This window comes from Streptomyces sp. CA-146814, assembly GCF_050942385.1.
Lineage (GTDB): Bacteria > Actinomycetota > Actinomycetes > Streptomycetales > Streptomycetaceae > Streptomyces.
The window spans coordinates 6634792-6647976 of the sequence record NZ_CP192068.1 but is presented as its reverse complement, the minus strand read 5'-3'; the positions used below and the strand labels follow the sequence as shown (position 1 = coordinate 6647976).

Here is a 13185-nt window from a genome sequence, read left to right as displayed (position 1 = left end):
GTGACATTCCCGGCGGTCCCATGGCGAACCGGCCGGTCCACTTCATCTGGCTGCTGGACTGCTCCTACTCCATGCAGGGCGAGAAGATCGGACAGCTCAACTACGCGATCCGGGAGGCGATTCCGGAGATGCGGTCGGTGGCCCACGACAATCCGGCGGCCCAACTCCTGCTGCGTACGATGACGTTCTCCACGGAGGCGCGCTGGCACCACAAGGACCCGGTGCCGGTGGACGACTTCACCTGGCAGGACGTCCAGGTCGACGGCATGACCAACCTGGGTGAGGCGCTGGAGGTGGTCTCCCGGGAGTTCCGGACTCCGCCGATGCCGCAGCGGGCCCTGAAACCGGTGCTGGCGCTGGTCTCCGACGGTGTGCCGACCGACGACTGGAAGACCGGTCTGCGCGCGCTGGACGCCACACCGTGGGGCAGGAAGGCGGTGCGGGTGGCCATCGCGATCGGGGCGGACGCGGACCGCGGAGTGCTCCAGGAGTTCCTGGGCAACCCGGAGTTGCAGCCGCTGGACGCCAACAGCCCGAAGCAGCTGGCGGCGGCGATCCGCTGGGCCTCGACGGCCGCGGTCAAGGCGGCGTCGCAGCCGGTGGCCTCCCCTTCCGACACCACGCTCAAGCAACCGCCCTACGCACCGCCGCAGTTGGACGACGACGATGACGACGTCTGGTGAGCACACCTGAGCGGCCGCTGTGGGAGACCCTCGAACACAGCGTGCGGGGAGTCAACAAGCAGATCAACCAGGACTGGTACGTCAGCGAGGGATCCGGCTCCACGGGCGATCCGCTGATCCTCGCGGTGGCGGACGGCCATGGCTCGGCGGCGCACGCCCGCAGCCATATCGGTGCGCGGCGCGCGGTCGACCTGTTCGCCGCCCAGGCCCGCACGTTCGCCGAACTGGCGCGCTCCGAGGGCCCGGACGGCACGCACAGCCTGAGCTGGCTGATGAACTACGCGCGCAACGAGCTGCCCCGGCAGCTGGTGGCCGCCTGGCAGGAGAGCGTGCTCTCCCACTGGGACCGCCACCCGGACACGGCCGCCCCGGCGGCCGAGCCGCCCCCCAAGGGCCAGAAGCTGCTGCTGTACGGGGCGACGCTGGTCGGTGCGGTGCTCACCCCGCAGGTCTTCGCGGCCTGGCAGCTGGGCGACGGGGAGCTGACGGTGATCGGGGCCGACGGGGCGGTCGCGCTGCCGCTGGCCCCGGTGGAGGCGGATCTCGGCGACGAGACGGAGTCCCTCTGCAGCCGGCAGGCCTGGAAGATGATCCGGGTGCACTGGGCGCCGGTCGTCGCGCGGGAGCGCACTCCGCGGCTGGTGGCCCTGTCCACCGACGGCCTCTCCAAGAGTTTCGCCTCGGACGAGGGGTTCGCGCAGTTCATGACCGGGCTCGACCAGCGGCTCGCGAAGGCCGGCGGCCCCGACGACGTACGCGACGCCCTGCCCGGGTGGCTGGCCGAGGCGGCCCGCTACTCCGGCGATGACACGACCCTGGTCGCCGCCCGGCGGCCCGAACCCCACGCGGCGGACCACGGCCCCGCGGCAGACGAACCACGGAGTGACGCATGACCGGCATGCTCGACGGAGGAACGCTCCTCACCGCCGACGACGGGGAGTCCGTGCGCGTCATCGACATGCTCGGCGCCGGCGGCCAGGGGGAGGTGTACCGGGTGGCGACCGCGTCCGGCGAGCGCGCCCTGAAGTGGTACTACCCGTCCTGTGCGACGCCCGAGCAGGACGCGATCGTACGGGAGTTGGTGGCCCGGGACTTCGATGACGACCGCTTCCTGTGGCCGACGGCGTACGTGCCGTCGGGCACCGGCGCGTTCGGCTATCTGATGGACCTGCGGCCGGACCGGTTCAAGGGGCTGCCCGATCTCTTCCGCCGCAGGCTGCGAACCACGCCGCGCGCCCTGCTGACCGCCGCGCTCTACACGGTGGAGGCCTACCAGGCGCTCCACTCGCGCGGGATCGCCTACCGGGACATCTCCTGGGGCAACATCTTCTTCGATCCGGCCGGCGGCGACGTCCTGGTCTGCGACAACGACAACGCGGTGGTCGAGGGCGACAGCACCGGGATCTCGGGGACCATGGAGTTCATGGCTCCGGAGCTGGTGCGCGGCGACGCGGGGGCGCGGCCCGGCACGCAGACGGACCTGCACTCGCTCTCCGTCCTGCTGTTCATGCTTCTGATGAACCATCACCCGCTGAAGGGTAAGCGGGAGTTGGAGATCCACTGCCTGGACGAGGCGGCGGAGAAGCGGCTGTACGGGAAGCAGCCGCTGTTCGTCTTCGATCCGGCCGATCCGGCGAACGCTCCCGACCCGGTGGAGCAGTCCACCGTCCTGCAGACCTGGGCGGTGGCCCCTCCGGCGCTCCAGGACCTGTTCACGCACAACTTCACCGTGGGCCTGCACCAGCCCACGGCCCGGGTGCGGGAGTCGCAGTGGCGGGACGCGCTGCGGTCGGTCCTGGACGCCGTCGTGGAGTGCGCCGACTGCGGCCGCCAGAACATGACACAGCCCGGCGCGACCACGGCGGGTACCTGCTGGTCCTGCGGCAGCGCCCTGATCCTGCCGCCCCGCCTGAGCATCCTCACGCCGCTGCCGCGCTCCGAGCGCCACGTGCGGCTGGGCCGGTCCGCCCGGGTGCACGAACACCACCTGGCGCCGGAGCCCTCGCGCCACGACTACAGCGACGCCACGTTGGTGGCGGAGCTGACGGAACACCCGAGCAGGCCGGGCAAGTTCGGGCTGGCGAACCGTTCGTCGACGAGCTGGACCGGGACGCGCTCCGACGGCACCTCGCAGGAGATCGCCCCGGGCCAGACGGTCCCGCTCCGCGCGGGCCTGCGGCTGGACCTCGGCGGTGCGCAGGCGTCGGTCCACGCCAAGTAGCGCCGGGACTCACGGACTTCATTCGCTACAGATCATCGAGGAGTAGTTCCGGGGCGACCGGAGTTCATCCGCCGCGGATCATCGACATCAGCAGCCCGTGCGTCTCCTCGTCGGCGGCGGCCACCAGCCCGTGGCCCTCGCCGACCGGAGCGCCGTCGATCCCCGTGACCACGCACCCCGCCGCCCGGCACAGCGCGATCCCGGCGGCGAAGTGCACGCTCCCGGAGAGGTCGCCGCCGTCGGTGACGTACGCGGCGCGCTTCCCGGCCGCGACCCAGGCGAGGGCCAGCGTGGTGGAGACGACACGCGGCCGGAAGTGTTCGGCGAAGCGCGGGTGGGCCAGCAGATCCACGGCCCGGAACGCCGGGGCGCTCGGGAACGGCGGATCGAGGTTGACGTCCACCAGCCGGGTGGCGGGGGTCGGCGCCAGCGGGACGTCGTGGGTTCCGTCCCGCCGTACGAAGGCGCTATCGCCGTCGGTGAAGAAGAGCTCGCCGCCGAACGGGTCGGCCACCGCCGCCGCCCCGTCGCGCGGCGCCACGTTGACGGCCACCAGCAGGTTGCCGGCGGCGTAGTTGAGCGTGCCGCACAGCGGGTCGACGAGCCACTGGCGTACGGCCTCGGCGGGACCGGCCCCCTGCTGCCCGCCCTCCTCGCCCAGCACCGCGTCACCGGGCCGGGCGGCGCGGAGGACGCCGAGGATCGCCTGCTCGGCCTCCACGTCGGCGGCGGTGGCGAAGTCCCCGGCGCCCTTGTCGATGCGGTCGAGCCGCCGGCCGTACAGGGTGCGGACCACGAGGGCGCCGGCCCGCGCCCCGGCCGTCGCGACGTCGACATCGGTGGGTGTCATCTCAGAGCCCGACCAGCCGGCCGATCTCCTGGGCCAGCGCGATCCCGCCGCTGCCCGCCGCGAGCCCCACCGTCAGCGTCTCCAGCGCCTGCCGGATCCGCCCCTGGTCGGCGGGGCGCCCCTCCTCCCCCGCCCGGACCAGCTCGCCCCGCACGATCTCCGCCTGCGCCGCGAGCTCCGGCCGCGCGGCCTCCTGGCGGACGAGCTGGACGAGGTCGGCGGCGAGCTTCAGCGCCTCGGCCGGAGGTGTGCCGTAGGTGACCTCGATCTTTCCGTGGTCGCCGAAGTTGCTCGGGCCGGAGATGTCGCCGTGGAAGTTGTACGTGCTCATGTCTCTCCTGGTGGTCGGTGCGTGCGGGCTCACGGGGTGGGGCTCAGGGCGTCGGGCTAAGGGCGTCGGGCTCAGGGCGTGGGGCCCGCGGCCGCCGGGGCCTGGGCGCCCTGCCCGTAGGCGGCGGAGATCTGTCCGTTGTTGCCGATGTTGGCCGGTCCGGTGATGTCGCCGGAGATGTTGTAGGTCTGGGTGTTGATGACCTGCTGGGCCTGGTCGAAGGAGCTGGTGTCGACGTTGTGGGCCTTCAGGAACCGCTCGGTGGCGATGAGCACGCCCTGCTGGAGCCGGTGCAGGAAGTCCTGCGAGTCGGTGCGCTCGGAGTGGCCCAACTGGTCCCAGGAGGCGACCCGTTCGCGCAGGCTGTCCGTGGTGCCGTAGTCGTACAGCGCGTGCTTCTTGGTGATCTCCCTGCGCGCCTTCTCCAGTTCGCGGGCGCGCCGCTTGCGCTCGGCGTTGCGGCGCCCGTTCCGTCCCGGTGCGCCGGTCAGGCCGGACCAGGTGTGCGAGGTGGCGAACCGGACCAGGCTCCACCAGCGTTCCCAACCGCCGCGCGGGAGGTAGTCGGCGCCGTAGTAGCGGGCGTGCAGCGGCGGGATGCCGTAGGCCGCGACCTCCCAGGAGAGGCTGGGGTGCTGGAGCCGGGCGCGCAGGTGCATGGAGACGATGACCCGGCCGCCCTCGCCGACCCGCTCCAGGCTGAGGTAGGTCCGCATGCCCGCGCCGGGCTTGAGCAGCCCCGCCTTGACGAACGGCGGCGGGATCTCGCTGTTGGGCGGCCGCAGCCGGTCGGGCAGCACCTCGTCGCCTAGGTAGGAGACCTGGGGGCCGAGCACGTAGAGGCGGTTCTGCGCCCGGAGCCCTTCGAGACCGGCGAGGTTGCCCAACTCCTTCGCCAGATACGTGTGGAGGTCGACGGCGTCGAAAGGGATCAGGGTCGCCTTGCCGCCGCCGGGCGCGTCGGCGGGGCGGCTGATGTCGATCGGCTGCCAGACCGTCTCCTTGATCTTGTCGCCGCTGCCGACGAACGGATTGTGCCGCTCGGCGCTCTGGGTGTACGGCACCATGTTCGGGCGCCGCCGCCCGCGCAGCCGCGCTTCGGCCTCGCCGGTGACCTCGGGGGCCAGGTCCTGCGGGCGCGCGGTGTTGTAGCGCGCTTCGAGGGCGTCGGTGCGCGCCTGGGATTCGGCCCGGTGCACCAGCCACCAGGCGCATCCGAGGACGAGCAGCAGCACGAGGACGGCCGCTTCCGCCAGGCCGGGTGCGCCGCTCACGAGGCCGCCGATCACGGTGAGCACGGCGAGCCACCACCCCGCGCAGAGCCAGGCCAGCCTGCGGTCACGGAGGTCCGTGCGCCCGGTCGCGCGGTGCGCGTGGCGGGCCAGCGCCAGCAGGTTCACACCGAGCGGCAGGCCCATCGCGGTGAGGCGGTCGCCCAGGAGTTCCCGGTGCGCGTACCGGGCGAACGCGTCGTCCAGATGGACCGACGAGCAGAGCAGTCTGGTGGTCGCGTCCTTGTCGTACATCGGCAGATTCGGCACATGCCGCATCGGTTCCCCCTTCCGGTACGCCCGGGCCGGCGCACCCGCCCACAGTCTTCTACACAACGGCCTCCCGCACGTCGTGGATCGGCCCTGAGGCCAGCACCTGACGCAGCGTAGGGACACCGCCTCCGTCCTTGATAACGTCGCCCCCGCGGCCGTGGACTCCTCCCCCGACCCGGTCGCGTGTGGGTGGAGCGGGGACCCGGGCGCGGCAGGACGAAGAGGGCCGACGATTGAGCCTTGCACAGGTGCACCACATATCCGCCGCGCCGGGTGACGAGGAGACGGCGGGCCGGTTCACGGCCGTCGGGCCGGGAGTTTCGGCGGCGCTGCTCGCCGAGGTGGAACCGCTGCTCGGATACGCGCTCCCCGACGGCGCCTCGCCCCGGCCCACGGCCCCCGAACTCCGTTCGCTCCCGCAGGCGTTCACGTACGCGGTCCTGTCCGACGGCAGCCGTGTGGTCGGCCGTACGGCTCCGGCGCGCGGCGACGGTACGGCACCGGTCCGGTTCCATACGCACGCGGTGCACCTGCCTCCGGGCGTTCCGTTGCCGGGCGACCGACTGCCGGTGGAGGCGTGGCGGTCGCCGCACTGGGCCGCCACGACGCCGGTCGGCGGCGCGCAGCCCGACCCGCTCGCCATGGTGCCGCAGGGTCCCGCGCCGGTACGGGAGGGGCTCGACGACTTCGCCGTGTCGCGCGGCCCCTGGCTGGCGGCGGTCCTCGCCGATCTGCGCCGGGCGAGCGAGGAGAAGGCTCCGGCGGCCGGCGGCGGGCCGGTGGTGCTGGTGGAGCGGCAGAGCGCGGATGTGGCGCGCTGGCTGGGACTGGCGGCGGTGACGCTGCCGAGGGAGAGCGTGGAGCGGCTGACGTTCACCACGTACACGCGGGCGCCGGGGAGTTCGCCGCTGCGCGTGGTGGGAGCGCCTCCCGAGGACGCGGCGGCGGCGCGGGAGGCGGGGCTGCGGGTCCATGTCTGCGCGGACCGGCCACCGGTGGACGCCGGGGACGACCCGTGGGCCCGGACCGCGGCCCGGGTGTGGCGGAGCCGGGCGCCGGAGCTGTTCCAGGAGGCGCGCGAGCTGCCCGGAGACCCGTTCGCCGCCGGGCCGTTGGCGGTGACGGCGCTGTGCTCCGGGGTGGCGCTGGGGCCCGACGAGCGTGCGGCGGCGGCCGGTTGGGCGGCGGAGCGGCCGTACGCGCTGGACGCGAAGCGGATCGGCCAGTTGGTGGAGGCGCTGACGTCGCCGGGGATCGATGACCGTACGGGCTCCGAATTCGACGCGGTGGGGCGGCTGTTCGGGGCCCTGGACGGGAGGTGCCCGGCCTCGGTCACGGCGCCGCTGGCCGCGATGCTGGTGACGGAGGCGGTACGGGGCGGCAACGGTTCGCTGGAGCTGCCGCGCCGGGACGCGTTCACGGGCCCGGACGGCGAGGCGATCGCCGAGGCGCTGGGCCCGGAGATCCTGGCGGAGCTGGAGAGCGGTGCGGGCGGCCGGAGGCCGGTGGCACGCACCGTACAACTGCTGCGCGTGGCGAAGCTGTTGGGCGTGAACGGTACGGAGTCGCTGCCGGGGGTCGTGGCCGGGCTGGCACCGGCACTGCTGGCGGAGGCGGACGGGACCGAGGGGACGCCCGCCTCCGCACCCGCTCCCCCGGCGGAGGCCGACGCATCGGCGCAGGCGCCCGCCTTCGCTCCGGCGCTCCTGGAGCTGCTGGACGAGCAGTTCGACGTCCGGACGGCGTTGCTCGGTGCGCTGGACCGGATCGCGCCGGACGATCCGGCGGCGGTGGCCCGGTTCCTGGAGCGGGTCGCGCTGCCGTTCACCGGGACGCAGGCGCTGCCGCACCTGCGGATGTGCGCCGAGGCGCCGAGGGCGATGACGACGCTGGGCCGGGACCGGGCAGCGATCTGGCACCGCGTGCTCCGGGCGGCCGGCCTCTCCCCGTTCGCCGAGCCGTTGGTGCTGCGTACGGCGGTGGGCCTGGTCTGGGAGGACCGGGCGCCCACGGTGGAGGAGGCCCGGCTGCTCCTGGAGGCGGCGACCTCGGACGCGCACCGGGCGGCCGGGACGTGGGCCCGCCTGGTCGACGCGGCGCTCGGCGCACCGGCGGACGGGCCGGCGGGCGACCGGGGAGGCGCAGGCGGCACGGACACGACGGCGGACGCGGCCGACGCCACCGCGCTCGCCCACGACCTGCTGCGGGCCTTCCCGCAGGAGATAGGCGGCCGGGAGCGGGCCGCGCTCCAGCTCCTCGAACTCTGCCGCGACCTGCGCTCGGGCGCACCGGAGCCCGGCTGGACCGACCAGGTCCGCACCCTGCGCGACCAGGCGGCACCACTCGAACCGGCCCTCCGGGAAAGGGCGTTCACGGCCCTGGCCGAACGCCTCCTGGCCCCGGACCGCCCGGGCGCGGAGCTGTACGCCTTCGTCCGGAGCGACGACACCGACCTGATCGCCGCGTACGACCGCGCGGCCCGCACAGAACCGACGCGCGCGAGGCTCCGCACCCACCCCGCCTACGCCGCCGACTGCTTCACCAACTGGACCGCCCACCCGCACGCGGGCACCGCCTGGACGACCACCACCGCCGCCCTCCTGGAGGAGGTGCTGCGCCCGTCGGTGCGCGGGATGACGGCGGAGGCCGTGGCGGAGGTCGAGGAGACGGTGGGCCGCACAGGCAGCAGCGGCCGGGCGAACGCCTTCCGCGACTGGAACAGGTCGCGGGGGCTGGGGCGGCTGGGGCGGCGGATCGCGGGACGGGTACGGCGGGGCTGACCCGGTCCGTCGGTCCCGGCCGCGCGCATCGCCCCCGCATACGTTCCGCTCGGCGATCGCCGCCGCCGTACGGACTGCCGCCAGGTGCTGCCTACCGTGGCATCCGTACCGGGCGGGGTTGTCTTATCCTACGTATTGCGCCGGCGGATCTTCGGGCGGTGGGAGAGCTTCTCGTGTTCTCCGCGGGGTAGAGGGTCGGGTGTTTGCCGGTCGGCGGCGCTGTGGAGCAGCCTCGGGCGGTACTTCGCATGAAGAGGCTGAGGCCAGTGAAGGGGTGTCTGCTGTGACGCGCTCGGAGGACGGCGAGCTGACCATTCCCTCGGCTGCGATGGACGAGGTGTTCACAGCCGACCGGAACATCGGCCGGGAACTGGCCAAGGTGGACTGGTCGGCGACGCCGCTGGGAGGGCCTGAGGACTGGCCGCAGAGTCTGCGGACGGCCGTGAACATCCTGTTGTCGTCGAAGTTCGCCATGTGGATGGCCTGGGGGCCGGAGCTGACGTTCTTCTGCAACGAGGCCTACCGGCGCGACACCCTGGGCCAGAAGTACCCCTGGGCGCTGGGCCGGCCCTTCGCCACGGTGTGGTCGGAGATCTGGGACGACATCGCCCCTCGGATCGACACCGTCATGAACAGCGGTGAGGCCACCTGGGACGAGGGGCTGATGCTGTTCGTGGAGCGCTCCGGCTACACCGAGGAGAGCTACCACACCTTCTCCTACAGTCCCCTGCGCGATGAAGGCGGCGCTGTGGTCGGCCTGCTGTGCGTGGTCAGCGAGGACACCAAGCGGGTCATCGGCGACCGCCGGATGGCGACCCTGCGCGACCTGGGCTCCGACCCCAGCGTCATCCGCACCGAGCAGGAGATGCTCGACTTCGCCGGGGTGCAGCTGAGTCGCAACCCGTACGATCTTCCCTTCACCCTGACCTATCTGTTCCAGGACGACGGCAGTGCCCGTCGCGCCGCGGCGACCGGGATCGGGACGGCACATCCGGCCGCGCCGGACATCCTTCCCCCGGACTCCGTCTCGCCCTGGCCCGTCGACGTACCGGCTCGGGGCGATTCCGTGCTGGTGCCCCTGGACGGCGCGCCGTTCACGGACCTGGCGACCGGGGCCTGGGAGAAGGCGCCGACCCAAGCCATGGTCGTGCCCCTGCTGCAGCAGGGTGGAGCGCCGTACGGATTCGTGGTGGCGGGTCTGAACCGTTTCCGTGCCCTGGACGAGGACTACCAGGGCTTCTTGGACCTGGTCGCCGGGCACATGGCCGCCGGCGTCGCGAGCGCCCGCAGCTACCAGGCACAGCAGCGCCGTGCCGAGGAGCTCGCGGAGCTCGACCGGGCCAAGACGACGTTCTTCTCCAACATCAGCCACGAGTTCCGCACCCCGCTGACCTTGATCATGGGGCCGGTCGAGGAACTGCGGGAGCGGCTCGCCGACGCGGACCCGCGCGTGCGCGAGGAGCTGGAGGCCGTGCACCGCAACGGTCTGCGGCTGGGCAAGCTCGTCAACACGCTGCTGGACTTCTCCCGCCTCGAGGCGGGCCGGATGCAGGCGAGCTACGAGCCGGTCGACCTGGCCACGGTCACCGGCGCGCTGGCCAGCGTCTTCCGTTCCGCCGTCGAGAACGCCGGCCTGGACTTCCGCGTCGAGTGCGAACCCCTGCCCGAGCCGGTGTACGTCGATCGCGGTATGTGGGAGAAGGTGGTCCTCAACCTTCTCAGCAACGCGCTGAAGTTCACCTTCGAAGGCGCGATCCGGGTGGGCGTGGGCGTCCAGGACGACGAGGCCGTGGTGCGGATCACGGACACCGGGATCGGTGTGGCGGCCGAGGAGATGCCCCGGCTGTTCGAGCGGTTCCACCGCATCGAGAACGCCCGCTCCCGCTCCAACGAGGGCAGCGGCATCGGCCTGGCGCTGGTGAAGGAGCTGGTCGGCCTGCACGGCGGTGTCATCACAGCCGACTCCGCCGAAGGTGAGGGCACCAGCTTCACCATCCATCTGCCGTTCGGCTCCGCCCACCTGCCCGCCGGCGCCCTCCGCACCCGCGTGGGCGACGACGTCACCTCTCCCGGTGCCGCCGCCCCCTTCGTCCAGGAGGCCCTGCGCTGGCTGCCGGGCGGGCAGACCGGTGTGCCGGCCGGCGAACCGCACAGCGGGCCGCAGACGGCCGGCGAGGCTCCCGTGCCCCGTCTGTCGGCTCAGGCGCGGGTACTGATCGCCGACGACAACGCCGACATGCGCGAGTACCTCACCCGGCTGCTGCGCGACGCCGGATACCAGGTCGACGCGGTCGTCGACGGACAGCAGGCCCTCGAAGCCGTTCGCGCGGACGCCCCCGACCTCGTGGTCAGCGACGTCATGATGCCCCGCCTGAACGGCCTGTCACTGGTGCGAGCGCTGCGCACCGACTCGCGTACCGCTTCGGTGCCGGTGGTGCTGCTGTCCGCCCGCGCCGGGCAGGAGGCGTCCATCGAGGGCCTGCGGGCGGGCGCGGACGACTACCTCGTCAAACCGTTCGCCGCCGCCGAACTCCTGGCCCGCGTCGAGGCCAACGTGAAACTGGCCCGGCTGCGCAACCACCACGCCCGGTGGCGTACCGCTCTGATCGACTCGCTCCAGGAGGCGTTCTTCGTCTGTGACGAGGACGGCGCGGTCATCGAGATCAACACCTCCTTCACCGGCATCCTCGGGTACGGCCCCGAAGACCTGCCCTACCAGCCGGTGCACCCCTGGTGGCCGGATGCCGCCACCGACCCCGAAGCCCACCGCCTGGTCGCCGAGGCCTTCGCCACACTGACCGGCCAGGAACGCGGTAGCTACACCATTCCCGTCACCCACCGCGACGGACATCGCCTGTGGGTGACGGCCACGTTCAACCAGGTCCAGGACCCCGACACCGGCCGTACGGTGATCGTCGGCACCTTCCGCGACGTGAGCGCCGAGCACTACGCCATCCAGCGGGAAACCGCCCTGGCCGCTCTGAGCACGCGGCTGTCCCAGGCCCCCAGCCTGAGCGAGGCCCTCGGAGGCTCTCTCGAGGAGCTGAAGAAGCTGTGGCACGCCCAACACGTGACGGCTGTGGTCTTCGGTCCCCGTGACGAGCCCGCTCTCACCGGCACCGACACCGGCCTCGTCTGGCAGGATCTGCCCGCCGAACGACGCCGGATGCTCACCGGTCTGCGGGAACAGCCGGCGCTCACCGCCGTTCCGGGCCAGGGCGAGGCCACCGTCGTCCTGGAACACCCGCAAGGCGTCCTGGCCCTGTGGATCGCCCTGGGCGAGCGGCGCCCCTTCACCGGCGAGGACCAGCTCCTGCTGTCCCTGCTGGCCGGCCGCCTGGCCCAGGGCCTGGCCCGCGCTCACCAGATCGACCAGCAGCGCGAGACCGCCATCGCGTTGCAGCGGGCCATCCTCGGCCCGTCCCGGCTCCCGGACGGCTTCGCCGTGCGGTACGAGCCCGCCACCCGTCCCCTGGAGGTCGGCGGCGACTGGTACGACACCGTCGCCCTGCCCGACGGTCGCATCGGCATCGTCGTGGGCGACTGCGTCGGCCGCGGCCTGGGGGCCGCCTCCGTGATGGGGCAGCTGCGCAGCGCCTGTCGCGCCCTGCTGCTCCAGGACGCCGGTCCCGCCCGGGCGCTCATGGCCCTGGACCAGTTCGCCGTCGGTGTCCCCGGCGCGATGTGCACCACCGTCTTCTGCGGAGTTCTCGACACCCGGACCGGGCACCTCGTCTACTCCAGCGCGGGGCATCCCCCCGGCATCCTCGTCCAGCCCGACGGCGCCACCAGGCTCCTGGAGGACGGACGTTCCCTGCCCCTCGCCGTGCGGCCCGACCGGCCGCGGCCCGAGGGCAGCTGTACCATCTCCGCCCGTTCCACGCTGCTGCTGTACACCGACGGGCTGGTCGAACGCCGCCGCCGTCCGCTCAGCGCGGGCATCGACCGGGCCGGCAAGGCCCTTCAGGACGGCCGGGACACCGCGGTCGACGATCTCGCCAGCGACGTGATGTCCCGGCTGGCTCCCGACGGCGGCTACGACGACGACGTCGCCCTGCTCCTCTACCGTCACCCGGCTCCGCTGGAGATCTCCTTCCCGGCGGAATCGGGCCAGCTCGCTCCCGTCCGGAAAGCTCTGCGCGGCTGGCTCGAACAGTGCGACCTGCCGCCGCGCACCGCGCAGAGCGTCCTGGTGGCAGCGGGCGAAGCCTGTGCCAACGCCATCGAACACGGACACCGCGACGCCCCCGGCGACACCGTCTACTTCCGCGCCGAGGCGTCCGTCGACAACCTGCGCCTGACCATCGCCGACACCGGCCGGTGGAAAGTGCCCCAGCCCGAGCTCAACGCCCACCGCGGCCGCGGTATGGGGCTGATGCGTGCCCTGATGCAGCAGGTCACCGTCGTCCAAGGGCCGACCGGTACCACCGTCGACATGCACACGAGGATCGCCTGATGACTACGCCCCTGACCCTCACAGCCAGTCGGCGGCCGGACGGCACCACCGTGCTGACCGCGGTCGGTGAGATCGACATGAGCAACGCCCAGAGCCTGGCGGCCGCCCTCGACGACGCACCCGGCCCCCTCGTCCTGGACCTGAGCGACGTCGAGTACCTCGACAGCGCCGGCCTGAGCGTCCTGTTCCCCCACGCCGAACGCCTCGAACTCATCGCCGGCCCGCTCCTGGAGCCCGTACTGACCATCTCCGGACTCACCGACCTGACCACACACCACTGAGGACCGCACCGTCCCTGCCGGCAGAGACCGCCCCATATC

The 13185-nt window shown here is 72.8% G+C and carries 9 protein-coding genes; 6 read left to right on the top strand and 3 right to left on the bottom strand.

What is annotated here, in order from left to right; genetic code table 11:
* Nucleotides 1-20 precede the first annotated feature (20 nt).
* From ACQP09_RS29445 to ACQP09_RS29435, 3 genes are read left to right on the top strand one after another with little or no spacing between them, the layout of a single operon-like run.
* Entirely contained in the window at nt 21-683 is a 663-nt protein-coding gene (locus tag ACQP09_RS29445; RefSeq protein WP_433406802.1) for a vWA domain-containing protein, read from the top strand.
* The gene (locus ACQP09_RS29440; protein WP_433405096.1) at nt 680-1576 is read left to right on the top strand and encodes a protein phosphatase 2C domain-containing protein; all 897 of its coding nucleotides are present in this window, start codon (nt 680-682) and stop codon (nt 1574-1576) included. Before ACQP09_RS29445 ends, ACQP09_RS29440 begins: the two co-directional genes overlap by 4 nt.
* Nucleotides 1573-2904, top strand: coding sequence for a protein kinase domain-containing protein (locus tag ACQP09_RS29435; RefSeq protein ID WP_433405093.1), 1332 nt, complete (start codon nt 1573-1575; stop codon nt 2902-2904). Before ACQP09_RS29440 ends, ACQP09_RS29435 begins: the two co-directional genes overlap by 4 nt.
* 64 nt (nt 2905-2968) lie before the next feature.
* Here ACQP09_RS29435 and ACQP09_RS29430 read toward each other — a convergent pair whose 3' ends face one another.
* The 3 genes from ACQP09_RS29430 to ACQP09_RS29420 all read right to left on the bottom strand — a co-directional run bounded on the left by ACQP09_RS29430 (nt 2969) and on the right by ACQP09_RS29420 (nt 5635).
* On the bottom strand, nt 2969-3754 hold the full coding sequence (locus ACQP09_RS29430) for an inositol monophosphatase family protein (protein WP_433405090.1): 786 nt from the start codon (nt 3752-3754) through the stop codon (nt 2969-2971).
* Between the two features lies 1 nt (nt 3755).
* Nucleotides 3756-4085, bottom strand: a complete 330-nt coding sequence (locus tag ACQP09_RS29425) for a hypothetical protein (RefSeq protein WP_018514552.1) — start codon at nt 4083-4085, stop codon at nt 3756-3758.
* 71 nt (nt 4086-4156) lie between these two features.
* Nucleotides 4157-5635 (bottom strand): hypothetical protein, encoded by a 1479-nt coding sequence (locus ACQP09_RS29420; RefSeq protein ID WP_433405087.1) that lies wholly within the window; start codon nt 5633-5635, stop codon nt 4157-4159.
* Nucleotides 5636-5877: 242 nt separating this feature from the next.
* On the opposite strand from ACQP09_RS29420, the gene ACQP09_RS29415 reads away from it, so the two are divergent.
* The 3 genes from ACQP09_RS29415 (at nt 5878) to ACQP09_RS29405 (ending at nt 13146) form a co-directional block, all read left to right on the top strand.
* Nucleotides 5878-8409: a GTPase-associated protein 1-related protein gene (locus ACQP09_RS29415; RefSeq protein WP_433405084.1), complete on the top strand. Its 2532-nt coding sequence runs from the start codon at nt 5878-5880 to the stop codon at nt 8407-8409.
* 283 nt (nt 8410-8692) lie between these two features.
* A complete protein-coding gene (locus tag ACQP09_RS29410; protein ID WP_433405081.1) occupies nt 8693-12865 on the top strand; it encodes a SpoIIE family protein phosphatase in 4173 nt (1390 codons plus the stop codon).
* Nucleotides 12865-13146 (top strand): STAS domain-containing protein, encoded by a 282-nt coding sequence (locus tag ACQP09_RS29405; RefSeq protein WP_433405078.1) that lies wholly within the window; start codon nt 12865-12867, stop codon nt 13144-13146. Before ACQP09_RS29410 ends, ACQP09_RS29405 begins: the two co-directional genes overlap by 1 nt.
* The last annotated feature ends 39 nt before the right edge of the window (nt 13147-13185 follow it).